The sequence below is a fragment of the Streptomyces sp. NPDC002676 genome (genome assembly GCF_053592455.1).
Genome location: NZ_JBSFVT010000019.1, coordinates 1 through 24,227, shown reverse-complemented (window position 1 = coordinate 24,227; position 24,227 = coordinate 1). Strand labels below are relative to the sequence as shown.

Sequence of the window (24,227 nt, the reverse complement as noted above, 5' to 3'; positions counted from 1 at the left end):
CCTAGCCCGTCAGCAGCTCCGCCAGCACCGAGGCGTGGCTCTGCTCCGGCGTCTTGGAAGCCGTCAGCAGCGTCACCGGCCCCTTGCGGACCGACTTCCTGAGGCCGTCGAGCAGCTCGGCGGCCTCGGGCGCGTCCAGCTCCGCCTCGTAGCGGCGCCGGAACTCCTCGTACGAGCCCCCGCCGTGGAACCACTTGCGCAGCTCGTTCGACGGGGTGAGCTCCTTCGGCCACTCGTCGATCTGCGCGGCGTCCTTGGCGAGCCCGCGCGGCCACAGCCGGTCCACCAGCACGCGCAGGCCGTCGTCGGGCTCGGGCTCTTCGTAGATCCGGTGCACGCGCACGCTCACGGTCGGCCCCTTCTCGGCTTGCTGACGTCCCGCGAGCGTACGCGGCGCGCTGCGCCCATCCGGCGGCGACGCGGCGTGACTTGACCTGAATGAGGGGGAAGCATCGGCATCCGCACGCCTAGTCTGTGCCCACTCGATCACCGCGACCCACAAGGAGCGCATGTGACGCCATCCCGCAGGCAGGCCGTCGTCAGACGGATCGGAGTCCTCCGCCGCGAGGCGGTCCTCGCCGCCGTCCCCGCCGCCGTCGCGGCGCTGCTCGGCGCCGCCGGACCCACGGCGGACGACACGCCCGGCGCCCCCGGCGCGGGCGACCCGTACTTCCCGCTCAGCGGCAACGGCGGCTACCACGTGCGCCACTACGGTCTGACGCTCCGCTACGACACCGCCACCCGGCGACTCGACGGCACAGCGGTCCTCACCGCCCGCGCCACCCAGCGGCTCACCCGGTTCGACCTCGACCTCAAGGGCCTGACGGTGACCGGCGTCAGCGTCGACCGGGCCGCGGCCGGCCACCGCCGCAGCGGCCAGGAGCTGATCGTCACCCCGCGGCACACCCTGCACGAGGGCCAGGAGTTCCGCGTCACCGTCACCTACCACGGCACCCCCAAGCCGGTCACCGACCCGGACGGCTCCGCCGACGGCTGGATCCCCACCGACGACGGGGCGTTCGTCGCGGGCGAACCGCAGGGCGCCATGACCTGGTTCCCGGCGAACAGCCACCCCAAGGACAAGTCGTCGTACGACTTCACGATCACCGTCCCCGAGGGCCGTACCGCGGTCGCCAACGGGATCCTGCTCGGGCAGCACACCGCGCAGGGGCACACCACCTTCCGCTGGCGTGAGACCCGGCCCATGGCCGCCTACCTGGCCACCGCCGGCGTCGGGAAGTTCAAGGTCGAGAAGTACACCACCCGCGACGGCGTCCAGGTGTACAACGCCGTCGACCCGCGCGAGGCGAGCGCCGCCGCGCCCGTGCTGAAGAAGCTGCCCTCCGTGCTGGAGTGGGAGAGCAAGCTGTTCGGGCCGTACCCGTACCGCGCCGCCGGGTCGATCGTCGACCACGCCCCGGACGTGGGCTACGCCCTGGAGACCCAGACCCGGCCGATCTACGACTCGGCCCCCGACCTGGGCACCCTGGTCCACGAGAACGCCCACCAGTGGTTCGGCGACTCCGTCTCCCTCACCGCCTGGAAGGACATCTGGCTCAACGAGGGCTTCGCCAGCTACGCGGAGTGGCTCTACAGCGAGCAGCACGGCGGCGCCAGCGCACAGAAGACCTTCGACGCCCTCTACGCCCGTCCCGCGAGCGACGACCTGTGGGCGTACCCGCCCGGCGACCCGGGCGGCGGCGAGAACCTCTTCGGCAAGCCCGTCTACGCCCGCGGCGCCATGACCCTGCACGAGCTGCGCCGGGCCGTCGGCGACCCGGTCTTCTTCCGCATCCTGCGCGCGTGGGCGGTGGCACACCGGGACGGGCACGCCACGACGGCACAGTTCGTGAAGCTCGCCGAGCGGGAGTCGGGCAAGGACCTGGCCGGGCTGTTCCACACCTGGCTGTACGCACAGGGCAAGCCGAACCGCGCCTGAATCCTGACGAGTTCCACACAACTCTCGGCCAGGGTCGTGGCATGATCCAGCGCCGAACCGCCGCGGCACACCGGGCCCTTTAGGATCCGAACTCGTGTGCGCACATGTACTGGTCGCCGAGGACGACGAGAAGCAGGCCGAACTCATCCGCCGCTCCCTGCTGGCGGCGGGCCACACCGCCACCGTGGTTTACGACGGCGCCGCCGCGCTCGAAGCGGCCCGCCGGCTGCGGCCCGACCTCGTCGTCCTCGACCTGATGCTCCCGGTGCTCGACGGCTTCGCCGTGTGCCGGGCGCTGCGCGGCGGCGATGGCGGCCCGGACATCCCCGTGGTGATGCTCACCGCCCGCTCCGCCGAGGACGACGTGCTGCTCGGCCTCGAACTGGGCGCCGACGACTACATGACCAAGCCGTACAGCCCGCGCGAGCTGATGGCCCGCATCCGCACGGTGCTGCGGCGCAGCGGGGGCGGCGGCACCCGGGAGGAGGAACCCGGCGTACGCGCGGCCGGCATCAGCGTCGACCCCGTACGGCACGAGGTGCGCTGTGACGGCGTACCCGTGGAGTGCACCCCGGCCGAGTTCCAGATCCTGCTGGCCATGGCGGGGGAGCCGGACCGGGTGTTCACCCGGCGGCAACTGCTCCAGGCCACCCGCGGTTTCGACCGGGCCTCCACCGAGCGGGCCGTCGACGTGCACATCATGAACCTGCGCCGCAAGATCGAGGCCGATCCGCGGCGGCCGGTGCGGCTGCTGACCGTTTTCGGCGTCGGCTACAAGCTGAGCGGCGCACGACCTTGAAACGCCGGATCCCGCTGCGCAAACGGCTCCTCGTCCGGCTGCTGTTCGTCTCGGCGCTCATCGCCGTCTGCTCGGTCGCGGCCACCGCCTGGCTCGCGGTGACGACCACCACCAGCGCCCTGAAGGAGGAACAGGGCCAGGACCTCGCCGCCGACAACCGCATCCTCGCCAGGCTCAGCGGCTACGCGGCCACCCACGCCGACTGGGCGGGCGTCCGGCGCACCGTCCGCGCCCTGGCCGCCGAGACCGGCCGCCGTATCGCCCTCACCACCGCCGACCGCACCCTCGTCGCCGACTCCGCGCCGCCTGGCACCCCGCTGCCGCCCCGGCCCGCCGCCACCGTCGACCCGCTGCGCACCGACACCTACACCGAGACCGGCGCCCAGCTCAGCGGCATCGACCCGCGCGTGGTCGGCCCGTACCGGCTCACGGCGAAGGAGCGCGCGAGCCTGGACGCCCTGGCAGTCAAGCGCAGGAGGTGCTACGAGCAGTACGGCCTCCAGGCCACCGTCGTACGGACCCCCAGCGGGCGGCCCGTACTGACGGGCACGGACGGCAACGACGTGGCCGGGTTCGGCGCGTCGGTGTGTGACGACGGCCGCCTCAACACCCCGGTGCCGACCGAGCAACACGCCCTCGACGCGCTGTCGGAGCTGGCCCGGCCCTGTCTGCGTCAGGCCGGCATGGACCTCGGCGGGCCGCTGTTCCTCACCCTCGACCCCAGCGGCAAGGACCCCTTCGGCGGCGGCTACTTCATCGCCAAGTACGCCAAGACGCGCGGCAGCACGGCCGCACGGGCGGCACAGAGTTGCGTCCTGACCGCCCGCCGCGTCCAACTGGAGCCGTACGTCGCCCCGGTCGCCGAGCTGTTCCTCGGCATCGGAGACCAGAACCCCTCCCGCTTCGACATGTCCCCGGCCAACAAGGCCAAGGTGGCCGGCGCCGCGGGCCTGGTGCTCGCCGTCACCGTCGCCGTGACCGCGGTCGTCGCCGTCCGGCTGGTGAGGCCCCTGCGGGCACTGACCGAGGCGGCGCAGCAGCCGCCCGAGCTGCATGTGCGGGTGCCGGTGACCACTCGGGACGAGACCGGGATCCTCGCGGAGGCGTTCAACGACCTGACCGAGCGCCGGGAACGCCTGGAGGCCCAGCGCAAGGCCATGGTCAGCGACATCGCGCACGAACTGCGCAGCCCGCTCACCAACATCCGCGGCTGGCTGGAGGTCGTCCGGGACGGCGTGGTCGACCCCGAACCCGACCTGCTGGACTCCCTGCACGAGGAGGCGCTGGTGCTCCAGCGGATCATCGACGACCTCCAGGACCTCGCCGCCGCCGACGCGGGCACCCTGCGCCTGCACCGCGAGCCGCTCCGCGCCGGGGAGTTGATCGACCAGGTCGCCGCCGCCCACCGCGTCGCCGCCCGCACCGCCGGGGTGGCCCTGCACACCGAGGCCGACGACACCGCCTGGCTGGAGGCCGACCCGGTGCGCATGCGGCAGGCCCTCGGGAACCTGGTCTCCAACGCCCTGCGGCACACCCCCGCCGGCGGCACGGTCACGTTCGCCGCCCGCCGGGAGGGCACCGAGGTCGTCCTCACCGTCGCCGACACCGGGTCGGGCATCGCGCCCGAGGATCTGCCGCACGTCTTCGACCGGTTCTGGCGCGCTGAGAAGTCACGCAGCAGGCGCACCGGCGGCAGCGGCCTGGGGCTGCCGATCGTCCGTCACCTGGTCGCCGCCCACGGCGGCACGGCCGAGGCCGCGAGCGAACCGGGCGCGGGCGCGCTGTTCACCCTGCGCCTGCCCGCGGCGGCGGCTCCGGAGGACGGCTGAGGTCTCAGGGGCGCCGCCGTGCCCCCAGGCGCCGGCTCATGGCACGCCGTTCCGTCTCCGTCGTACCGCCCCAGATGCCGACGCACTGTTCCGTCGCCAGCGCCCACTGAAGGCACTCCTCCCGGACCCGGCAGTGTGCACAGACCGCCTTGGCCTGCTGTGTCTGGAGTGTCGCCGGGCCGGTCGTGCCGATCGGGAAGAAGAGATCGGGGTCCCTGTGGCGGCACGCGGCCTGGTCTCGCCAGTTGCCCATGGAAGTCACCTGCGCTCGCTGTCGTCCACGCCCTTGCACCTGTGTAACGCGAGTTCGGGTCACCGTCGACCGGGCCGCTCAAACACGCAGAACCGGTCACTGCTCCCGCAGGCCCCACGGGGAGCCGTATTCGGCCAGCAGGTCGAGGAACGGGCGGGGCGGGAAGGCCTCCGGGCCGAGGACGCCCGTGCCCGACCAGGCTCCGGTGGCGAGGAGTTCGAGGGCGGCGACCGGATTGACCGCTGTCTGCCACACCACGGCCTGACAGCCGTACTCCGTCATGGACCACTGGTTGTCGACCACGTGGTAGAGGTACACCTCGCGCGGTGCCCCGTCCTTCGTGCCGCGCACCCAGGTGCCCGCGCAGGTCTTGCCGTGCATCCGCTCGCCCAGCGTCGCCGGATCGGGCAGGCACGCGGCGACCACGTCCCGCGGCGAGACGGCGACCGGGCCGTCCGGGCCGGGCACGGTCACCGGCGTGGTGCGGTCAAGTCCCAGGCGGTGCAGGGTCTTGAGCGTCTCGATGAACTCCCGGCCGAGGCCGTACTTGAAGGTGACGCGCCCCGCGTCGATCCAGCGCGGCACGAGCAGCACCTCTTCGTGCTCGACGTTGACGCACTCGACGGGACCGATGCCCTCGGGGAAGTCGAACACCTCGGGCTCGCTGAACGGGGCGGTGGTGAACCAGCCGCGCCCGGCCTCGTGGACGACCGGGGGGTTCAGGCACTCCTCGATGGTGGTCCAGATGCTGAAGGAGGGGGCGAAGTCGTAGCCGTCCACGGTGAGATCGGCGCCGTCCCGGATGCCGATCTCCTCGATCGTGTCGAAGAGTTCGTCGGCGGCGTACCGGGCGAACACGTCCGACAGGCCGGGCTCCACACCCATGCCGACGAGCGCCAGCGCGCCCGCCTTCTCCCACTCGGGGGCCAGCGCGAACTGCTCGTCGCCCAGCTTGACCCCGCACGCCTCGTACGGCCGCTCGGGATGGGGTCGGGACAGTGACATCGCCATGTCGACATAGGTGGCGCCGGCCGCGTGCGCCGCCCGGAACAACGGCATGACGAAGCGCGGATCGGTCGCGTTCAGCAACACGTCGCAGCCGTGCCGGGCGAGCAGCCGGGCGACGGCCGCCTCGTCGCTCGCGTCGACGCGCTCGGCACGGAACCGGGCGGCGCCGGCGTCGCCGAGGGCCGTGACCGCCGCCTCGGCCCGCGCGGGGTCGTGGTCGGCGACCACCATCGCCTCGAAGAACGGACGCCGGGCGGCGATCCGGGTGATGGCGGTGCCCACACCGCCTGCTCCCACGAGCAGTACACGCATGACGAAACTCCCTGCCGAAAGGTGGTCGGAAACGGGCGCGCGCTGCCCGGAATCCAACGCCCACGCATCAGGTAAGGTCAATGGCGTTGGCATAAGAGCCGTCGAGGGAGCGTTCTGCGTGCCCAAGCCCGTCGTGCCCGAGGAGAAGCGCCGTCGGCGCCGTCCGACGCGGAGCGGCACGGTGCTGTCCGAGACGCTGATCGTCAAGACAGCGCTGCGCCTGCTGCGCGAGCACGGCAGCGCCGGACTGACCGCGCGCCGCCTCGGACTCGCCCTGGACTGCGATCCCAGCACGCTGTACCGGTACTTCCGCGGCATGGACGACCTGACCCTGGCCATCGGCGACGCGCTCATCGGGCAGGCGCTGGCGGGCTGGGAGCCGACCGGCCGGTGGCGGGCGGACCTGCGCGCCATCGGGCTGCGCGTGCACGCCGCGTACGTCGCCCACCCGCAGGCCGCGCTGCTCACCGCCAGCCGGGTCACGGGCCGCGCCCACGAGCTCGCCGCCGACGAGGCGGTCCTGGGCGTCCTGCGCACCGCCGGGTTCGCGCTGGAGGAGACCGTCCGCGTCTACCACGCCTTCATCGATCAGACGCTCGCCTTCGCCGCCCTCGACTCCGCCTCCCTGGCCCTGCCGAGCGCCTCGCAGCGGGCCGACGAGGACAAGTGGCACTCGACCTACGCCCGCCTGCCCCGCGCCACCCATCCCCGCATCGCCGAGGCGGCACCGCTGCTGGCCCGGCGCATGGTGACCAGCGCCTATCCGACCGCCCTGGAGATGCTCCTGGACAGCGCGGCCGGACGGCTGGAGGGGCAGGCGGCGTCTGCCGGATCGGGCCGGGGCCCGGAAGACGCCCGCTAGCGGCGCAGCGCCTGAGCGGCCGTGGCCGTCACCGCGTCGGTCAGTGCGGCGAGTGCGGGGGAGTCCAGCTTCCACTGCTGCCAGTACAGCGTCAGGTCCACCCACCGGTCCGGTGCGAGACGCACCAGGCGGCCCTCGTCGAGCAGCGGCCCGGCCTGGGCCTCAGGGACCATGCCCCAGCCGAGGCCGGCCGCGATCGCGTCTACGAACCCCTCCGAGGTGGGCACATAGTGCCGCAGCGGGCTCGCGGAACCGCGGCCCAGCCGCCGTACGAAACCGTCCTGGTAGTCGTCCTTGCGGTCGAACACCACGACCGGGGCCTCGGGCAGGACCTCCGGCAAAGGCCCGGCGAGGTGCGTTGCGGCGAACTCCGGTGCGGCCACCGGCAGATAGCGCATCCGGCCGAGCGGGCGGACCGAACAGCCCGGCACCGGCTCGGGGGAGGAGGTCACCGCCGCCATCACCCGGCCCTCGCGCAGCAGCGCCGCCGTGTGGGCCTCGTCCTCGCGGTGCAGTTCGAAGCACAGGCCCCGCACCCGGGTGAGCGCCCCGAGGAACCAGGTCGCCAGCGAGTCCGCGTTCACCGCGACCGACACCCGCGTCGGCTCCCCGGCGCCGCTCAGCCCCAGCTCGCCGCGCGTGTCGCGCTCCAGCCGCGCGAGCTGCCTGGCGAACCGCACCAGTACCGCGCCGGACTCCGTGGGCTGCACCGGCTTGGTGCGCTGGAGCAGCACCCGGCCGGTGCGCTGCTCCAGGGCCTTGACCCGCTGGCTGACCGCCGACGGCGTCACGTGCAGGGCCGCGGCGGCGGCATCGAAGGTGCCCTCGTCGACCACGGCGAGCAGCGTCCGCACCTGTTCCAGGGGTAGCTCTGTCATCACAAACGCTAAGGGTACGTAAGAATCTTTAGCTGTACTTGCGACGCAGGCGTCCCTAGCGTCGACGGCATGAACCACACCCTGACCGCCGCGGTCGCCGGTTTCGGCACCGGCCTCTCCTTGATCGTCGCCATCGGCGCCCAGAACGCCTTCGTCCTGCGACAGGGGGTGCGCCGGGATGCGGTCCTCGCCGTGGTCGCCATCTGCGCCCTGTCCGACGCGGTGCTCATCGCCCTCGGCGTCGGCGGGGTGGGGGCCGCCGTGGTGGCCTGGCCCGGCGCGCTCAGGGCCGTCGGGATCATCGGAGGCGCCTTCCTGCTCTGCTACGGCGCCCTCGCTGCCCGCAGGGTCCTCAAGCCCGGCGACACCGGGCTGCGCACGGACGGCGAGGCGGCCGGCTCCCGCCGCCGGGCGGTGCTGACCTGCCTGGCCATGACCTGGCTCAACCCGCACGTCTACCTGGACACCGTGTTCCTGCTCGGCTCGCTCGCGGCCGGCCACGGCGCGCTGCGCTGGAGCTTCGGCCTGGGCGCGGCGCTCGCCAGCCTGTGCTGGTTCGCCGTGCTCGGCTTCGGCGCCCGGCTGCTCGGCCGTGTCCTGACCCGGCCCGCCGCCTGGCGGTACCTGGACGGCCTGGTCGCCGCCACCATGCTCGTGCTCGGCGCCACGCTCGTCGCGGGAGCCTGAGTCTGTGCCTGCGCCCGGGCTGTCCGCGCGGCCTACAGCGGCCCGCGCTTGCGCAGGGCGTACGTGTCCATCAGCTTGCCGCGGGTCGTCTCCAGCCGGTGGGCGAGAACCTCGGCGACGGTCCGCACCAGAGACAGCCCGAGCAGCGGGTCCTCCACGCACAGTGCGAGCACCGCGGGGCCGTCGAACTCGTAGGCGCGTACGTTGCTGAAGGCCATCGCCCCGAAGTCCCACTGGTACGGCGGGAACAGCCACGACCAGCCGAGCATGTCGCCGGCGCCCAGCGTGGCCACGGTCACCCGTTGCCGGGAGGTCACCTCCTGGTCCAGGTTGACCGCGCCGGAGCGGATCACCCAGAAGCGGTCGGCGGTGCCGCCGGCCTCGAAGATCCGGGTGTCCTCCGGGAAGGACACCTCCTTGGCCAGTTCCATGAGACGTTCGCGCTGCGCTTGCGGCAGCGCGGTCAGCAGTTTGATCGCTTTGGTCATGGCGCGGGGCTCCTCGCCGGCGGCGGTTCGGGTGCTTTCCCTAAGCCCATTTCAGCCGCTGCCGCCCTACCGGGCACCTCGAAGGCCCGGGCTTTCCGCCTGCGGGCAGGAAAAAGCCCTGGCTGGACGGGGGAGGCCAGCCAGGGCCGTATGCGGTGGCACGGAGCGGGGCGGAAGGACGGTTCCGGGTCCTGCTCCCTCACCACGTATGAATGAACGGTAAACCATCAACTGGTGATTCATATAATCCTGAACCAGTTACGTGACCTGTCTCACTCCGCACTCCATCGGCCGCGCGCCCGGGGTGACGATCTCCTCCAGCACCCGCAGCACCGCCTCGAACGCCCGAGCCCGGTCGAGCGCGTCCCGCGCCCCGTCCGGATCCGTCCCCGTCAGCCCCAGGGCCCGCTCCCGCCAGACCCGTTCCTCCTCGGCCGCGCGGTCCCGGCCTCGCTGAATGCGCCGCAACAACTCGTCCGCGTCCACTGCACCGGTCATACCGACCGGGTACCCGGCAATCGCCCGCTGACGACATCGGCGCCCCCATGGTGTTTGACGGCGCGCTGACAGGTCAGCCGAAGAGGAGTGGCCTTTTGTGCGATCCGGCACTGCTCGGGGAGGGACGGGATGCGTGAGAAGCGGCGGACCCGGCACGATGCTCCTGACACGGCGGCCCTGTTCGCCCGGCTGGCGGAGCTGGACGACGGCCGCGAGCGGGACGCGCTACGCGCCGAACTCGTCACCGCCTGGCTGCCGATGGCCCACCGGATCGCCGGCCGCTTCCGCGACCGCGGCGAGTCCGTCGAGGATCTGCGCCAGGTGGCCGCGCTCGGCCTCGTCAAGGCCGTCGACCGGTTCGATCCGGCGCGCGGCGCCTTCGAGAGCTACGCCGTGCCCACCATCACCGGCGAGATCAAGCGGCACTTCCGGGACCGGATGTGGGCCCTGCGGGTGCCCCGCCGTGTGCAGGAACTGCGCAACCGGGTGCGCCTGGCCCGTCGTGACCTCACCCAGCACCCCGGCACCCCCGAACCCACCGTCACCGACATCGCCGTCCACACCGGGCTCACCGAGGACGAGGTCGCGGCCGGGATGGCGGCGCTGGAGAGCTACAGCGCCCTGTCCCTGGACGTCGAGGTGGCCGCCGAAGCCGACGGTCACAGCCTCGCCGACACCCTCGGCTCCGTCGACGCCTCGTACGACGTCGTGGTCGACCGCGAGGCCGCCAAGGAGGGCCTGCGCCGGCTGCCCGAACGGGAGCGGGCCATCCTCTACATGCGCTTCTTCGAGGACATGACGCAGAGCCGCATCGCCGACCGCCTCGGCATCTCCCAGATGCACGTCTCCCGGCTCATCAGCCGCAGCTGCGCCCGGGTCCGCGACGAGGCCCTGGGCGGCTGGCGCCCGCACGGCAGGACCGCCCTGTGAGGCACCCGCGGCGGTCACTTCTTCGAGGCGGACGGGCCGGCCGCGATGCCGAGCGGGCGGGGCAGGCCGGAGACCGCCTCGTCCAGGCGCTGGAGATGCCGCAGGACCCGGTCGGTGACCCGGCCGTAGCGGGGGGTGCGCAGTGTGCCCGGCTGCAGCATCGAGGCGATGCTCGGGCCGGTCTCGATCTGCGCCGTGGACCGCGGATCCGCCACGTGCGCCGCGATCGCCCGGATGTTGTGCAGGATCCGCGCGCACGCCCCGCGCAGCCGGGGATCCGCCGCGATCGAGGGGTGTGTCGGCAGCAGCTCGGCGGTGGCCGCGAGCGAACGCGCGTGGTAAGCGCAGGTCTCCAGCAGTGCCACGACATACCGGGCGGTGTTCCGGCGGGCGCGCAGCGGGGTGATCGGATGGGTCAGCGGCTGGGTGGCCGCGTGCAGGTCCGCCAGCGCCTGGTCCAGCTCGCGGGCCCGCTCCACCAGGTCCTCGCCGGTCCCGCCGCTGAGCTGGTCCACGGCGGCCTGCGTGACGTCGGCGAGCCGGTCCAGGACGTCGACCAGCAGCTCGTTGGTACGCCGGTCGGTGTGGACCGGCAGCACCAGCGCCGCCGCGACCACCCCGCAGCCCGCGCCGAGCGCCGTCTCTTCCACGCGAAGCAGGAGCACCGACGGGCTGTAGGTGTTGAGCAGCGTGTACAGCAGGCCCAGCATCGCCGTGACGAAGAACGACATCAGCGTGTAGGACAGGGGCGCGGTGTAGAACATCGCGAAGATGAACAGCAGCACCAGCGCGAACGCCGTCCACGTGTGGTGCCCGACCAGCCCGGCCAGCCCGATGCCGGCCACCACGCCGAGCACCGTGCCCAGCAGCCGCCGGTAGCCCTTCATCAGGATCTCGCCCGTGGACGCGGTGTTGATGAACACGATCCAGCAGGTCAGTACCGCCCAGTACCAGCGATGGCTGGACAGCAGCTCCCCGCCCGCGATGGCCAGCGCGGAACCGACCGCGACTTGGACGGCGGCCCGCGTGGTGGGCCGCCGCAGCCCGGCCGGCTCGGCCGCCTGCGCCGCCTCCTGCTCGCCGACCTTGATGGCCGCGTCCTCCGCGTCCAGCTCCTCCCGGGAGCGGGCGGTCGCCGGGGTGTCGTCGGACTCGTCCTGCGGCCCGTCCAGGGCCAGACGCAGTCCGAGCGCGGCCCGCGCCGCCTCGCCGAGCCCGCGGAAGACGTCCTGCACGGCCGGGGAGGCCTTCGGGAGGTTCTCCTCCTCGCGGTAGCCGAGCAGCCGGTTGCGCACCTGCGACAGCGCGGTGCCGGACGCCTCACTGGCCGGCCGCAGCGCCAGCAGCCGTAGCGCCCCGAGGTCCCGGCGCAGCGCGGCCGTCGCCTCGTCCCGCACCGGAAGCTCGCGCCCAAAGGGCAGCACGGCGCCCGGCAGGTGCAGGGTGAGGGTGTCGGTGCGCTCGGCGCTGCGCGCGGTGAGCAGCAGCAGGCCGAGCCGCTCGGAGGCGATCTCGGCGTCGGCGATCCGGCGCTGCAGCAGCCGGGCCACGGCCTCGTCGGAGGTGCCGTCCTCCAGCCGCCCCTGGATCATCAGCGCCGTCTCGTGCAGCCGGGCGGTGCCGGCGCGCAGCTCCTCCAGGGCCTTGTCCACCTCGTCGGGCCCGGCGTCCAGCAGCTCCAGCTGCGTGCCGATCAGCTGGCCGAGGCGGGCCCGGAAGGCGCGCCGCAGCCGGTCCAGGGTGGCCGTCGGGGACTGCGGAAACAGCACGAAGCGGGCGGCGGCGCTGCATACGAACGCCACGCAGATGACGCCGTAGAGAGCGGGCAGTACGGAGGAGGTCGCGCGCACGAACAGCGAGAGGAAGTAGATCTGGAAGCTGATCAGGCCGAGCGCCGTGCCGCGGTCGCCGAAGCGGCGGCTGTAGACGGCGCAGAAGATGAGGACGACGAAGAACGGGTCGCCCACGACGGGATGTTGGTTCAGCAGCGCCCCGAGCGACACCGAGACCAGTGCCACGGGCAGGCCCAGCGCGAGCGTGACCGCCTGCTGGGAGCGCTGCTTCTCCCGGATGGCGAACGTGGCGACCATCGCCGCCATGGCGCCCGCGACCAACTGGGGCACCGGGACCCGCAGAACGCCCAGGACAGCCAGGGTGAGGCCGATGGCGGTGACCGTGCGCAGACCGGCGGTGAGCCGCAGCAGCCCGGGATCGGACGCCGCGAGCCGGTCCCGCAGCCGTGCCCGACCCGACCGTCCCGCTGTCCTCACGCCGCCGCGCTCTCTCCCGTGCTCTCCCGCGCCGGAACCCGGACTCCGGCCCGGCATGGCATGCCGCCCCGGGTTACTTGCCCTCCGCCAGCGCGTGCGCGACCAGCGCGCCTGCGTGCCCGTGGCCGAGACCGTGCTCCGTCTTCAGCCAGGCGACCAGCTCCATGTGCTTCGTCAGCGGCGAGGAGCGGATCAGCTCCAGCCACTCGGCGACCGGGCGGCCGTACTTCTTCTCGATCGAGGGGAAGTAGCTCGCGGGCCCCTTCACGGTCTTCTCGGTCATGCCGGTCTCCATCCGTGTGACGTTTCCTGATCACCAGTGAAGACCGTCGGTCCGGTGCGAAGTGATCGGCAGGCATCGTGTGATCCCGGTCACATCAGGGGTTTCCGGCGGCCTTGCCCTCGACCCGGGCGCGGACCTGTTCCGGCGTCAGATAGGAGTCCGTGTACTCGAAGTCCTTCAGCCGGGCGGGCTTGTTCGCCTGGAAGCCGGTACGGACGAAATCGTCGCCCGCGACCGCGTTCAGCAGCCAGTTGGTCGCCACGCGGGTCTTGGCGACGTTCGTGCGCAGCGCCGACCAGTGGTAGCCGCGGGCCACCGCCTGGGCCGGCACACCGCGAAGCTCGATGCCGAGCGGCTTGGACACGGCGTCCTTGCCGCCCAGGTCGACGACGAGCCCCAGGTCGTGGTGCACGTACGGGGCCAGAGGCTGGTTGCGCAGGGTCGCGATGACGTTGTCGGCGACCTTCTTGCCCTGCCGCATGGCGTGTTGCGCGGTGGGCGGACAGATCGCCCCCGGCTTGCCCTTCGCCAGGTGCGGCACGGCTGCCGCGTCGCCGAGCGCGAACACCCCGTCGTGGCCCGGCAGCGTCATCTCGGCGGTGACCGGGAGCCGCCCCCGCTCCGTCTCCACGCCGAGCGTGGCGATCAGCGGGCTGGCGACCACGCCGGCCGTCCAGATCAGGGTGCGCGTCGGTACCAGCCGCCCGTCGGTGAACGTCACCTCCTCCGGGCCCGCCTTCTCGATCGACACCCCGAGCGACACCTCGATCCCGCGGCGGCCCAGGATCTCCTGCGCGCTGCGGCCGAGTTTGTCGCCCAGCTCCGGCATGAGCTTCGGCGCGATGTCGATCAGGTGCCACCGGATCAGAGCGGGGTCCAGGCGCGGATAGCGCTCCAGGGCCGCGTGCGTGAGCTTCTGCAGACAGGCCGCGGTCTCGGTGCCCGCGTACCCGCCGCCGACCACCACGAACTGCAGCCGCGCGGCCTGCTCGGTGCGGTCGTCGCAGGCGTCCGCCAGGTCGAGCTGTGTGATGACGTGGTCGCGGATGTAGGCGGCCTCGGCGAGGGTCTTCATCCCGAACGCGTGATCCGTCAGCCCCGGGATGTCGAAGGTGCGGGTCACGCTGCCCGGCGCCAGCACGATGTAGTCGTACGGCTCGTCGACGGTCTTGTCGTTGATGGTGCGGACGACGCAGACCTTGGCCTTCAGGTCCACGCCGATCGCGCGGCCCGGGATGATCCGCGTGCGGTACTTCTTGCTCCGGCGCAACGACAGGGCGATCGACTGCGGTGTGAGCACGCCGGAGGCGACCTGGGGCAGCAGCGGCAGGTAGAGCTGGTAGGAGAACGGCGTCACCAGGGTGACGCTGGCTTCGCCAAGAGCGAGTTTCCGCTCCAGGCGGCGGACGCACTCGACTCCGGCGAAGCCTGCTCCCACCACCAGGATCCTGGGTCGTGTCACGGTGTCCATCCCTTTCTGCGGCTCCAGGCGGGGTCCGGCTCGACGCCGTTCGCGTGGCCTGGATCGCTGCGCGCCAATTTCGATCCCACCGTGACCCGAGCCGTTCCGCCAGCTGGGTGCGGCAGGCAGACGAACGTGTGGGCACCAGCCTGCCCCGCCGGCGGGCGGAGAAACCGGAAACCGGTCGGCCTCGCCCCTCACCAGGGCAGGAACACGTGAATGTCCTTGCCGCGGTCATTGACGATGACGCTCACCTGATGGCTCAGCGTGTGCACCAGATGCCAGCCGATGCCGCCGCCGCCCGTACGCGGGCGGAAGGGGCGCGGCTCGGGCCGGGTCGTGCTGGTGTCGTGCATGGTGACGTGCACCCCGTCGAAGGTGCGGCGCATGCTCAGGCCGAAGGGCCCGGGGGCGTACTGGACGGCGTTGGCGGCCAGTTCGGTGACGACCAACAGGATGTCGTCCCAGTGCTCGGGCAGGCCGGGCGGCGCCTTCCGCGCGAGGGCGCGCAGGAACTCCTCCGCGGCGAGCCGCGCTCCGGTGACATTGCGCAGCTCACCCGGGAAGGAGAACGTACGCGCGTACTCCTCCTCCGCCGGAGGTGTGCCGTTACCGCGCCGCCGCGTCGCCATGCCGCCTTCCTCGTCGCCGTTGTCCCTCCACGCTTCGAGTTCCCGCACCCGAACCGGGTACGCGTCATCACTTCATCGGTGTCGGCGCTTTCTCAGCGGAAGACACTGTCCGGCTCGTCCCAGTCGGCCGGCTCCGGTGGCCAGGGCCGTCCAGAGGAGCGGGAGCGGGCCGCGTACATCGCCTCGATCTCGGCGGCGTAGTGCCGCGTGATGGCGTCCCGGCGCAGCTTCATGGACGGCGTGAGCAGCCCGTTGTCCAGGGCGAACGGCTCCTGGAGGATGTGGTAGACCCGGATGGACTCCGCACGGGACACCGCGCTGTTGGCACTGGACACGGCCCGCGCGATCTCCTCACGCAGCGCGTTCTCCTCCCGGGCCTCCCGGCCCGGGGTGTCCCCGGGCAGCGCCAGGGCGGCCCGCCAGTGCGCGAGGAACTCCGGATCCAGCGTGATCAGCGCGCCGACGCACGGCCGGTCGTCGCCGACGACCACAGCCTGATGGACCAGCGGATGCAGACGCAGCCGCTGCTCCAGCGGGCCCGGGGCCACACTCTTGCCGCTGCTGGTGACGATGACGTCCTTCTTGCGGCCCGTGATCGTCAGATAGCCCTCGTGGTCCAGTTCCCCGATGTCCCCGGTGGCCAGCCAGCCGCCGCGCAGCGCCGCACGCGTCCCCAGCTCGTCGCTGATGTAGCCCTGGAACACCGACGGCCCGCGCACCAGGATCTCCCCGTCACCGGCCACCCGGATCTCGGTGCCCGGCAGCGGATGGCCCACGGTCCCCCACTTCTCCCGGCCCAGCGGCTGCACGGTGACCCCGCCGGAGGTCTCCGTCAGCCCGTAGCCGTCGTTCACGAACAGGCCGATGCCTGCGTAGAACAGGGTCAGTTCGCGGCTGAGTGACGACCCGCCCGACGTGCCCCTCAGTACGCGCCCGCCGAGCGCCGCCCGCAGCTTGCGGTACACCGTCCGCTCGTACAGCGCGTGCTGCACCTTCAGGTCGAACCCGGGACCCGGCCCGGTGCCCAGCCTCCGGCGTTCCTCCGCCTCGGCGAAGTCCTGCGCGGTCTGCGCGGCCCGCTCGAACAGGGCACCCCGGCCCGCCTGCTGGGCCGTGCGCAGGAACTTCTTGTACAGCTTCTCGAACACCGACGGCACGCCGTACAGATACGTCGGCCGGAAGGTCTGCAGCGCCGACGACAGGGCCGCCTCGGTGCACTCCGGCTCGTGGGCCAGCAGGACCCCGCCGCGCAGGCAGGTCAGCTGGATCATGATCCCGTACACATGGGAGAACGGCAGGAAGGCCAGCACGGACGGCTGTTCGCCCGGGGGCGCCGCCGTGTGGCCCCAGCCGGCGAGCGAGGTGTCGCACGGATACGCCAGACCGCGGTGGCTCAGCGCGCAGCCCAGCGGACGGCCCGAGGTGCCGGAGGTGTAGACGATGGCCGCCGTCGCGTCCGGCAGCACGATCCGGCGCAACGACTCCACCGTGGTCAGCGGGATGACGGCGCCCCGCTCCGCCAGCTCGGCGAGCGCGCCCGCGTCCAGCTGCCACACGTGCTGCAGCCGGGGCAGTGCCGCGCACACGGTGCCGACGGTCATGACGCCCTGTTCGTCCTCCACCATGACGGCCACGCAGCCGGCGTCCCGCAGGATCCACTCGACCTGGTCCCGGGACGAGGCCGGATGGATCGGGACGACCTCCGCGCCGACGGCCCACAGCGCGTGGCTGAGCAGGGTCCACTCGTAGCGGGTGCGGGACATCAGGGCCACGCGGTGGCCCGGCGAGATGCCGGCGGCGATCAACCCCTTGGCCAGGTCGACCACTTCGTCCCGCAGTTCGACCGCCGTCACCTCCTCCCACCTGGTGGCGGCGGGATCCGGGCGGCGCGCGAGCACGGGCAGGGTCGGGTTGTGTTCGGCTGCGTCGAAGATGCTGTCGGCGAGGCCGCCCGTGAGCGGCGGGATGGCCGATGGAGCGAGGGCGACGTCCCGCATGCGCTGCTCCTGGTGAGTACGGAGGGTGACTCCGCCGATCGGCTGTGCGGTCGGCGGTGCTCGAATGTAGCCCAGGGATGCGGTTTCGGCGCCGGGAACAGGCAAGTCGTGATCGGCGGATGTTGTGCGCGTGTCCCGGAGCCGCCCTTCGGTCCTGGATCCGCCTTTCAGTCCTGGGTGCGGCGCACACACGCGGTGACGACGTCCCTGAGGCTGCCCGTGCGCTCCATGAGCAGCCGCTGCTCGCGGGCGCCGTTGCCGCGGCGCAGCAGCTCGGCGACGGACTCCTGGACCAGGGCCGCGTCACCGTTGTCGGTGAGCGCCTCCCAGGTGTGCTCCAGCAGGGAGCGCAGCACCTGCTCGGCGGGCCTGGGCCGCATGGTCGCGGGATCGAGCAGATCCCGGTCCAGGCCCGAGTGGGCGGCGCGCCAGGCGGCCATCCGCAGCAGGCTCACGCTGTGGTCGGGCGGCGGCCGGCCGGCCCTCCAGTCGCGTGAGGCCGTCTCCACCAGGGCGCGAGCCAGCGCGGCGACGAGGACGGTGGTGTCCGCCCGCAGGCAGACGTCCGCCACCCGGACCTCCACCGTCGGATGCTTCGCGGACAGGCGCGCGTCGAAGTAGACCATCGCCTCGTCGAGGATGACCCCGCTGTCCACCATGTCCGCCACCCGCCGGTGGTACCGCCCGGCCGAACCGAACACCTCGGTCGGCCCCGCCGACGGACAGCGTGCCCACAGCCGGCTGCGGTAGCTGACGTAGCCGGTGTCCTGGCCCTGCCAGAACGGTGAGTTGGCGCTGACCGCGCCGAGCGCCGAGAGCCACGGCCGGATCCGGTCGAGGACGGCGACGCCCTCCTCGTCGCACTCCACCGAAACGTGCACATGGCAGCCGCACACGAGCTGGTCGTGCGTGGCGGACCCGAACTGCCCGACCATCCACCGGTAGCGCTCCCGCGGGTTGAGCGCAGGGGCTATCGGCAGCGGACAGGTGGCGAGCGCGGCGACCGCGCACCCGATCTCCCCGGCGAGCAGGGCCGCCTCCTTGCGGCAGTGCACGATCTCGGCGCCGAGGTCCGCCATGTCCCGCTGCGGATGCGTGGCGAACTCCAGCATCTGCCCGAACAGTTCCTCCTGGAACACGTCCTGCCCGCGGTCGTCCTGGACGGCACGGGCGAGGACGGCGGCCGACAGGGCCTTCGGCTCCCCGCTGTCCGGGTCGACCAGAAGGAGTTCCTCCTCCACTCCGACAGTGCGCACGCCGTACCGCCCTTCCGTCCATGCCACAAGGAGCAGCCGTAGGTCTGTACGACCCTGACTGCCCGTCGGAGAGGGCAGCCGACACCTGCGGGTTCAGCGCACAGGCGTCAACCAGACAGTGGCGAGCGGCGGCAGCCTGAGCCGGAGGAACCCCTCCTCGGGCGCCAGCGCTCCCGGACCGCCGACGCCTACACCGCTTCCGCCGTAGCGCGCATCGTCCGTGTTCAGCGCCTCCTGCCAGGCTTGGACCCCGTCGGGGACCCACAGGCGGTAGTCCTCACGGACGACCGGGGAGAAGTTCGAGACCGCCAGCAGCGGCGTGCCGTCGGCGGCGAACCGCAGGAACGCGAAGACATTGTCGTCCGCCGCGTCACACAGCACCCACCGGAAACCGCCCGGATCGGTGTCCCGCTGCCACAGCGCAGGCGTCGCCCGGTACACCGTGTTCAGCTCCCGCACAAGCTCCTGCACACCCCGGTGGTCGCCGGCGGAGTGGTAGTCGTCGCCGAGCAGCCACCACTCGGGGCCGTGCGCCTCCGACCACTCGGCGCCCTGCGCGAACTCCTGTCCCATGAAGAGGAGTTGCTTGCCGGGGTGGGCCCACATGAAGCCCAGGTAGGCACGGTGATCGGCGCGTCGCTGCCACCAGTCGCCGGGCATCTTCGACACCAGCGCCTGCTTGCCGTGGACCACCTCGTCGTGGGAGATGGGCAGGATGTAGTTCTCGCTGTACGCGTACACCATCGAGAACGTCATCTCGTTGTGGTGGTACTTGCGGTGCACCGGCTCGTGCTGGATGTACTCCAGTGAGTCGTGCATCCAGCCCATGTTCCACTTCAGTCCGAAGCCCAGTCCGCCGCTGTCCGTCGGCCGGGTCACGCCGTCCCACGCGGTGGACTCCTCGGCGATGGTCACCACCCCGGGGCAGCGCCGGTAGACCGTGGCGTTCATCTCCTGGAGGAAGGCGACCGCGTCCAGATCCTCCCGCCCGCCGAAGACGTTCGGCTCCCACTGCCCGGAGTCGCGCGAGTAGTCGAGGTAGAGCATGGAGGCGACCGCGTCCACCCGCAGGCCGTCGATGTGGAACTCCTCGCACCAGTACACGGCGTTGGAGACCAGGAAGTTGCGCACCTCGGTGCGCCCGAAGTCGAACTCGTACGTCCCCCAGTCCGGATGCTCGGCCCGCCGCCAGTCCCCGGGCTCGTACAAGGGGTCCCCGTCGAACCGGGCCAGCGCCCAGTCGTCCTTCGGGAAGTGCGCGGGCACCCAGTCCATGATCACACCGATACCGGCCCGGTGCAGCGCGTCCACCAGGTACTTGAAGTCGTCCGGAGAGCCCAGGCGGGGCGTGGGCGCGTAGTAGGAGGTGACCTGGTAGCCCCAGGAGCCGCTGAACGGGTACCCGGCCACCGGCATCAGCTCGACGTGAGTGAAGCCCATCTTCTTGACGTAGGCAGGGAGTTCATCCGCCAGCTGGCGATACGTCAGCCCAGGTCGCCAGGAGGGGAGATGGACCTCGTACACCGAGAACGGCGCCTCGTGCACAGGTGTGTCGCCCCGGTGGGCCAGCCACTCCGCATCGCCCCACTCGTACCGCGAGACGGCCACGACCGATGCCGTGTCCGGTGGCACCTCCGTGCGCCGCGCCATCGGGTCGGCCTTGAGGAACCGGTGGCCGTACCGCGAGGTGATCTCGAACTTGTACCGGGTGCCCTCGCCGATCCCGGGCAGGAACAGCTCCCACACGCCGGACGAGCCCAGCGAGCGCATCGGGTACTGCGTGCCGTCCCAGTACGTGAAGTCCCCGGCGACCCGCACCCCTTGGGCGTTCGGCGCCCACACCGTGAAACGCGTGCCGGTCACGCCCTGGTGGGTCATCGGCTCGGCGCCGAGCGCCTGCCACAGCTGCTCGTGCCTCCCCTCCCGGATCAGATGCAGGTCCAACTCGCCGAGGGCCGGCAGGAAGCGGTACGGATCGTCCATCTCCTGCTCGCCGTCGTCGTACGCCACGAGCAGCCTGTACGACGGGACCTCGGCGCAGGGCAGCACGGCGGAGAAGAGCCCGCCGCCCTCCGACACCAGCCGGTGACGCGCCCCGTCCACCAGGATGCTCACCGAGCGGGCGTTCGGGCGCAGCGCCCGGAACAGGGTGCCGCCCGGCACCGGGTGGGCGCCCAGCAGGGCGTGCGGATCGTGGTGCGCGCCGCCGAGCAGCCGGTCGCGGTCGGCCGGGTCGAGCGGTACGGCCCTGGCCGTTACCGGGCCCGCGGCCTCGGGCAGTGAAGTGTCGCGCAGTGCCATGACTCAGTCTCCCCAGACGGCGAGCCGCTTGATCGCGGCCATCGGAACCGGCAGCCAGTCGGGCCGGTGCCGGGCCTCGTACAGAACCTCGTACACCGCCCGGTCGGTCTCGTGCGCCCGCAACAGCGCGTGCTTCTTGCGTGGATCCCACCCGGCCCGGGCTGCGTAGCCCGCGCAGAACGCCTCCCGGCAGCGGCGGGCCCACTCCGGCCGCCAGGGGCGGCGCTGCCGGGCCGCGTAGTCGAAGGAGCGCAGCATCCCCGCCACGTCCCGCACCGGCGACTGGGCCCCGCACCGCTCGGCGAGCGGACGGGACGGTTCGCCCTCGAAATCGATGACGAACCAGTCGCGGCCGGCCCGCAGCACCTGCCCGAGATGCAGGTCACCGTGGATGCGCTGGGCGGGCGGCCCGGCGTCGCAGGTCGCGAGGGCGGCGAACGCCGCGCTCAGGCCGGGCACGAAGGGCCGCAGCGCGGGTACCGCGTGCGCGGCGGCGTCCAGCCGCGCGCCCATCGCCCGCGCGGTGGCGCCGTTCTCGGTCTGCCCGGCCGGAGGGAACGCCTGCGCCAGTGCCAGGTGCACCTCGGCCATCGCCCGGCCCAGTTCGCCGGCCTCGGCGGTGAACTCGTCGGCTGCGGCGAGCGCGTGCAGCGCCAGTGTCCAGCCGTCGGAGGCGTCGGGCAGGAACGGCTGCAGGACACCCAGGGTGGCCGGGCGCGGAGCCGCGGTGCTGAACCAGGCCACCGGCGCGGGCACCCGCGCGCAGCCCTGCGCGGCCAGCGCGGCCGGCACCTCCAGGTCGGGGTTGACGCCCGGCTGGATGCGGCGGAAGACCTTCAGGATGTACGCGTCGCCGTAGACGATCGAGGAGTTGGACTGCTCGGCGTCCAGCAGGCGCGGCGGGAGACCCCCGGGCAGCTGCACGGTCTGGTCCGCCTCGAAACGCAGCGGTCCCGCCGTGCCGGGCTGCCGCAGCCGTTCCAGCAGCAGATGGGCGCAGCGCGGGTCGTGCAGCGCGTCGTAGACCGCGAGGCCGGCCAGCGGGCCCTCCTCGACGCGGCCGATGTAGGCCCGCTCCAGCCGCGGGGCGAGGTGCTCGCGCACCCCGAGCAGCAGCTGGTAGCAGTCACCGGGCGGGGGAGTGCCCCCGGGGGTGGGGACCGGCGCGTGCGAGGCGTGCACCAGCAGGTGCATGCAGCCCGGGAACAGCTCGGTCAAAGACAGCAACGACAGATCGGTGACAGGCCGGTCCTTTCCCGCGAACCAGCGCTGCCCCGGCAGCCATTCGCGCAGCAGTCCGCTGAGCGAGGCCAGGGGGCGCTCGACACCGGCCGTGGTCCTCGGTCGGAGGGTGATGGCCTTCGGCATGGTGACGCGTCCTTTCCTCGGCGCCGGTCGGTCAGCGGCGGCGGCCGATGCGGGATGCGACTCGGGAGAGCCGGAACCAGTAGAAGCCGTGGCCCGCGAGGGTCAGCAGATAGGGCAGTTCACCGATGGCGGGGAAGCGCACCCCGCCGATCAGCTCGACGGGGTGACGTCCGTCGTAGACCCGCAGATCGAGTTCCGTGGGCTGGGCGAACCGGGAGAAGTTGTGGACGCACAGCACCAGGTCGTCCTCGTACTCGCGCAGGAACGCCAGAACCGCCGGGTTGGAGGAGGTGAGTTCCGTGAACGACCCCAGTCCGAAGGCAGGATTCTGCTTACGGATCTCGATCATGCGGCGGGTCCAGTGGAGCAGGCTGGACGGGGACGACATGGAGGCCTCGACGTTGGTGACCTGGTAGCCGTAGACCGGGTCCATGATCGTGGGCAGGAAGAGGCGTCCGGGGTCGCTGGTCGAGAAGCCGGCGTTGCGGTCGGGGGTCCACTGCATGGGGGTGCGCACGGCGTCGCGGTCGCCGAGCCAGATGTTGTCGCCCATGCCGATCTCGTCGCCGTAGTAGAGGATCGGTGAGCCCGGCAGGGACAGCAGCAGAGCCGTGAAGAGTTCGATCTGGTTGCGGTCGTTGTCGAGCAGGGGGGCGAGGCGGCGGCGGATGCCGATGTTGGCGCGCATACGCGGGTCTTTCGCGTATTCGGCCCACATGTAGTCGCGTTCCTCGTCGGTGACCATTTCGAGGGTCAGCTCGTCGTGGTTGCGCAGGAAGATGCCCCACTGGCAACCCGAGGGAATGGCGGGGGTCTTGGCGAGGATTTCCGAGACGGGGTAGCGGGACTCGCGTCGGACGGCCATGAAGATGCGGGGCATGACCGGGAAGTGGAAGGCCATGTGGCATTCGTCGCCGCCGCCCTGGAAGTCACCGAAGTAGTCGACCACGTCCTCCGGCCACTGGTTCGCCTCCGCCAGCAGCACGGTGTCCGGGTACATCGCGTCGATCTCGCGTCGGACGCGCCTGAGGAACTCGTGGGTGGCGGGCAGGTTCTCGCAGTTGGTGCCCTCCTCGGCATAGAGGTAGGGGACCGCGTCGAGCCGGTAGCCGTCGATGCCCAGGTCCAGCCAGAACTTCAGGGCGGCCAGGATCTCCTCCTGCACGGCCGGGTTCTCGTAGTTGAGGTCCGGCTGGTGCGAGAAGAACCGGTGGAAGTAGTACTGGCCGCGCACCGGATCGAAGGTCCAGTTGGAGGCCTCGGTGTCGACGAAGATGATCCGCGCGTCCTGATACTGCTTGTCGTCGTCGGCCCACATGTAATAGCCGCCGTAGGGGCCGTCGGGGTTCTTGCGGGACTCCTGGAACCACGGGTGCTGGTCGCTGGTGTGGTTCATGACGAAGTCGATGATGACGCGCATGCCGCGCTGGTGGGCGGCGTCCACGAAGTCCACGAAGTCGGCCAGGTCACCGAACTCGGGGAGGACGGCGGTGTAGTCGGAGACGTCGTAACCGCCGTCCCGCAGCGGGGACTTGAAGAAGGGCGGCAGCCACAGGCAGTCGACGCCGAGCCATTGCAGATAGTCCAGTTTGGCGGTCAGGCCCTTGAGGTCGCCGATGCCGTCGCCGTCGCTGTCCTGGAAGGAACGGACGAGGACCTCATAGAAGACGGCCCGTTTGAACCACTCCGGGTCCCGGTCCTTGGCGGGAGTGTCCTCGAAAGTGTCCGGAACCGGCTCGTTGACAGTCATGGCGCTGAGGGCCCTCCGATCTGTGGCGTCGGTCGCCCGACGTGGAGCACGTGCGCGGGTGCCCGGCCGGGCGTGAGGCGCACGTAGTTGGTCCTGCCCCAGTGGTAGGTCTCCCCTGTCAGTTCGTCGTGCACGGACAGGGGAGCCTGCCAGTCCAGGCCGAGTTGCGGCATGTCCAACGAGACTGTGGCCTCCTGGGTGTGATGCGGGTCGAGATTGACGACCACGACGACCGTGTCCGTCCCCGTGCTCTTGCTGTAGGCGAGCACGGCGTCGTTGTCGGTCTGATGGAAGCGGAGATTCCGCAGGCGCTGTAGCGCGGGGTGCCGTCGGCGGATGTCGTTGAGGCGGGTGATGAGGGGCGCGAGGGTGCGGCCCTCGCGGGCGGCGGCGGCCCAGTCGCGGGGTTTGAGCTGGTACTTCTC

The 24,227-nt window shown here is 71.8% G+C and carries 22 protein-coding genes; 6 read left to right on the top strand and 16 right to left on the bottom strand.

The features are described 5' to 3' along the window. Nucleotide 1 precedes the first annotated feature (1 nt). Nucleotides 2-349, bottom strand: coding sequence for a DUF488 domain-containing protein (locus tag ACWD3E_RS34410; RefSeq protein WP_451391449.1), 348 nt, complete (start codon nt 347-349; stop codon nt 2-4). 162 nt (nt 350-511) lie between these two features. Here ACWD3E_RS34410 and ACWD3E_RS34405 point away from each other — a divergent pair, with 162 nt between their 5' ends. The 3 genes from ACWD3E_RS34405 to ACWD3E_RS34395 all read left to right on the top strand — a co-directional run bounded on the left by ACWD3E_RS34405 (nt 512) and on the right by ACWD3E_RS34395 (nt 4,567). Continuing rightward, nucleotides 512-1,939: a M1 family metallopeptidase gene (locus ACWD3E_RS34405; protein WP_451391448.1), complete on the top strand. Its 1,428-nt coding sequence runs from the start codon at nt 512-514 to the stop codon at nt 1,937-1,939. A gap of 94 nt (nt 1,940-2,033) precedes the next feature. Beyond that, nucleotides 2,034-2,738 (top strand): response regulator transcription factor, encoded by a 705-nt coding sequence (locus tag ACWD3E_RS34400; RefSeq protein ID WP_451391447.1) that lies wholly within the window; start codon nt 2,034-2,036, stop codon nt 2,736-2,738. Then, complete coding sequence (locus ACWD3E_RS34395) at nt 2,735-4,567, top strand: sensor histidine kinase (protein ID WP_451391446.1); 1,833 nt, start codon at nt 2,735-2,737, stop codon at nt 4,565-4,567. Before ACWD3E_RS34400 ends, ACWD3E_RS34395 begins: the two co-directional genes overlap by 4 nt. Nucleotides 4,568-4,571: 4 nt before the next feature. Here the strand turns inward: ACWD3E_RS34395 and ACWD3E_RS34390 are convergent, their stop codons facing one another. Together ACWD3E_RS34390 and ACWD3E_RS34385 are read right to left on the bottom strand one after the other, a co-directional pair. After that, the gene (locus tag ACWD3E_RS34390; RefSeq protein ID WP_451391445.1) at nt 4,572-4,820 is read right to left on the bottom strand and encodes a WhiB family transcriptional regulator; all 249 of its coding nucleotides are present in this window, start codon (nt 4,818-4,820) and stop codon (nt 4,572-4,574) included. 96 nt (nt 4,821-4,916) lie between these two features. Continuing rightward, nucleotides 4,917-6,140 (bottom strand): saccharopine dehydrogenase family protein, encoded by a 1,224-nt coding sequence (locus tag ACWD3E_RS34385; RefSeq protein ID WP_451391444.1) that lies wholly within the window; start codon nt 6,138-6,140, stop codon nt 4,917-4,919. A gap of 118 nt (nt 6,141-6,258) precedes the next feature. On the opposite strand from ACWD3E_RS34385, the gene ACWD3E_RS34380 reads away from it, so the two are divergent. Further along, a complete protein-coding gene (locus ACWD3E_RS34380; RefSeq protein WP_451391443.1) occupies nt 6,259-7,002 on the top strand; it encodes a TetR/AcrR family transcriptional regulator in 744 nt (247 codons plus the stop codon). Here the strand turns inward: ACWD3E_RS34380 and ACWD3E_RS34375 are convergent. Beyond that, on the bottom strand, nt 6,999-7,883 hold the full coding sequence (locus ACWD3E_RS34375) for a LysR family transcriptional regulator ArgP (protein ID WP_451391442.1): 885 nt from the start codon (nt 7,881-7,883) through the stop codon (nt 6,999-7,001). The genes ACWD3E_RS34380 and ACWD3E_RS34375 overlap by 4 nt on opposite strands. A 66-nt stretch (nt 7,884-7,949) precedes the next feature. Here ACWD3E_RS34375 and ACWD3E_RS34370 point away from each other — a divergent pair, with 66 nt between their 5' ends. Next, nucleotides 7,950-8,567: a LysE/ArgO family amino acid transporter gene (locus tag ACWD3E_RS34370; protein ID WP_451391441.1), complete on the top strand. Its 618-nt coding sequence runs from the start codon at nt 7,950-7,952 to the stop codon at nt 8,565-8,567. A gap of 32 nt (nt 8,568-8,599) precedes the next feature. Here the strand turns inward: ACWD3E_RS34370 and ACWD3E_RS34365 are convergent, their stop codons facing one another. Together ACWD3E_RS34365 and ACWD3E_RS34360 are read right to left on the bottom strand one after the other, a co-directional pair. Next, a complete protein-coding gene (locus tag ACWD3E_RS34365) occupies nt 8,600-9,055 on the bottom strand; it encodes a cyclic nucleotide-binding domain-containing protein (RefSeq protein ID WP_451352783.1) in 456 nt (151 codons plus the stop codon). 258 nt (nt 9,056-9,313) lie between these two features. Then, nucleotides 9,314-9,553, bottom strand: coding sequence for a hypothetical protein (locus tag ACWD3E_RS34360; protein WP_451391440.1), 240 nt, complete (start codon nt 9,551-9,553; stop codon nt 9,314-9,316). A 129-nt stretch (nt 9,554-9,682) separates the two neighbouring features. Here ACWD3E_RS34360 and ACWD3E_RS34355 point away from each other — a divergent pair, with 129 nt between their 5' ends. Continuing rightward, a complete protein-coding gene (locus ACWD3E_RS34355; protein ID WP_451391439.1) occupies nt 9,683-10,483 on the top strand; it encodes a SigB/SigF/SigG family RNA polymerase sigma factor in 801 nt (266 codons plus the stop codon). 14 nt (nt 10,484-10,497) lie between these two features. On the opposite strand, the gene ACWD3E_RS34350 is transcribed toward ACWD3E_RS34355, so the two are convergent. The 10 genes from ACWD3E_RS34350 to ACWD3E_RS34305 all read right to left on the bottom strand — a co-directional run. Then, the gene (locus ACWD3E_RS34350) at nt 10,498-12,720 is read right to left on the bottom strand and encodes an FUSC family protein (RefSeq protein WP_451391548.1); all 2,223 of its coding nucleotides are present in this window, start codon (nt 12,718-12,720) and stop codon (nt 10,498-10,500) included. Between the two features lie 106 nt (nt 12,721-12,826). Further along, entirely contained in the window at nt 12,827-13,036 is a 210-nt protein-coding gene (locus ACWD3E_RS34345; protein ID WP_451391438.1) for a DUF4287 domain-containing protein, read from the bottom strand. 94 nt (nt 13,037-13,130) lie between these two features. Next, on the bottom strand, nt 13,131-14,507 hold the full coding sequence (locus tag ACWD3E_RS34340; RefSeq protein WP_451391437.1) for an NAD(P)/FAD-dependent oxidoreductase: 1,377 nt from the start codon (nt 14,505-14,507) through the stop codon (nt 13,131-13,133). A 188-nt stretch (nt 14,508-14,695) separates the two neighbouring features. Further along, nucleotides 14,696-15,130 (bottom strand): ATP-binding protein, encoded by a 435-nt coding sequence (locus ACWD3E_RS34335; protein ID WP_451391547.1) that lies wholly within the window; start codon nt 15,128-15,130, stop codon nt 14,696-14,698. A gap of 92 nt (nt 15,131-15,222) precedes the next feature. After that, nucleotides 15,223-17,127 (bottom strand): AMP-dependent synthetase/ligase, encoded by a 1,905-nt coding sequence (locus ACWD3E_RS34330; protein WP_451391436.1) that lies wholly within the window; start codon nt 17,125-17,127, stop codon nt 15,223-15,225. Between the two features lie 167 nt (nt 17,128-17,294). Continuing rightward, nucleotides 17,295-18,383 (bottom strand): glutamate--cysteine ligase 2, encoded by a 1,089-nt coding sequence (locus tag ACWD3E_RS34325; RefSeq protein WP_451391435.1) that lies wholly within the window; start codon nt 18,381-18,383, stop codon nt 17,295-17,297. 93 nt (nt 18,384-18,476) lie between these two features. Further along, the gene (glgB, locus tag ACWD3E_RS34320; protein ID WP_451391434.1) at nt 18,477-20,684 is read right to left on the bottom strand and encodes a 1,4-alpha-glucan branching enzyme; all 2,208 of its coding nucleotides are present in this window, start codon (nt 20,682-20,684) and stop codon (nt 18,477-18,479) included. A 3-nt stretch (nt 20,685-20,687) separates the two neighbouring features. Then, a complete protein-coding gene (locus ACWD3E_RS34315; RefSeq protein ID WP_451391433.1) occupies nt 20,688-22,052 on the bottom strand; it encodes a maltokinase N-terminal cap-like domain-containing protein in 1,365 nt (454 codons plus the stop codon). A 31-nt stretch (nt 22,053-22,083) separates the two neighbouring features. Continuing rightward, nucleotides 22,084-23,802 carry a maltose alpha-D-glucosyltransferase gene (treS, locus tag ACWD3E_RS34310; protein WP_451391432.1) on the bottom strand — a complete coding sequence of 573 codons (1,719 nt, stop codon included), beginning with the start codon at nt 23,800-23,802 and terminating at the stop codon, nt 22,084-22,086. Beyond that, nucleotides 23,799-24,227, bottom strand: a 429-nt coding sequence (locus tag ACWD3E_RS34305) for an alpha-glucosidase C-terminal domain-containing protein (RefSeq protein ID WP_451391431.1), incomplete at its 5' end; no start/stop codon positions are given. The genes ACWD3E_RS34305 and treS, both read right to left, overlap by 4 nt.

Coding starts and splice junctions, on each gene's coding strand:
- treS (WP_451391432.1), bottom strand. CDS start 23,802: ATGACTGTCAACGAGCCGGTTCCGGACACTTTCGAGGACACTCCCGCC.
- ACWD3E_RS34370 (WP_451391441.1), top strand. CDS start 7,950: ATGAACCACACCCTGACCGCCGCGGTCGCCGGTTTCGGCACCGGCCTC.
- ACWD3E_RS34390 (WP_451391445.1), bottom strand. CDS start 4,820: ATGGGCAACTGGCGAGACCAGGCCGCGTGCCGCCACAGGGACCCCGAT.
- ACWD3E_RS34365 (WP_451352783.1), bottom strand. CDS start 9,055: ATGACCAAAGCGATCAAACTGCTGACCGCGCTGCCGCAAGCGCAGCGC.
- ACWD3E_RS34345 (WP_451391438.1), bottom strand. CDS start 13,036: ATGACCGAGAAGACCGTGAAGGGGCCCGCGAGCTACTTCCCCTCGATC.
- ACWD3E_RS34315 (WP_451391433.1), bottom strand. CDS start 22,052: ATGCCGAAGGCCATCACCCTCCGACCGAGGACCACGGCCGGTGTCGAG.
- ACWD3E_RS34340 (WP_451391437.1), bottom strand. CDS start 14,507: ATGGACACCGTGACACGACCCAGGATCCTGGTGGTGGGAGCAGGCTTC.
- ACWD3E_RS34330 (WP_451391436.1), bottom strand. CDS start 17,127: ATGCGGGACGTCGCCCTCGCTCCATCGGCCATCCCGCCGCTCACGGGC.
- ACWD3E_RS34360 (WP_451391440.1), bottom strand. CDS start 9,553: ATGACCGGTGCAGTGGACGCGGACGAGTTGTTGCGGCGCATTCAGCGA.
- ACWD3E_RS34335 (WP_451391547.1), bottom strand. CDS start 15,130: ATGGCGACGCGGCGGCGCGGTAACGGCACACCTCCGGCGGAGGAGGAG.
- ACWD3E_RS34385 (WP_451391444.1), bottom strand. CDS start 6,140: ATGCGTGTACTGCTCGTGGGAGCAGGCGGTGTGGGCACCGCCATCACC.
- glgB (WP_451391434.1), bottom strand. CDS start 20,684: ATGGCACTGCGCGACACTTCACTGCCCGAGGCCGCGGGCCCGGTAACG.
- ACWD3E_RS34355 (WP_451391439.1), top strand. CDS start 9,683: ATGCGTGAGAAGCGGCGGACCCGGCACGATGCTCCTGACACGGCGGCC.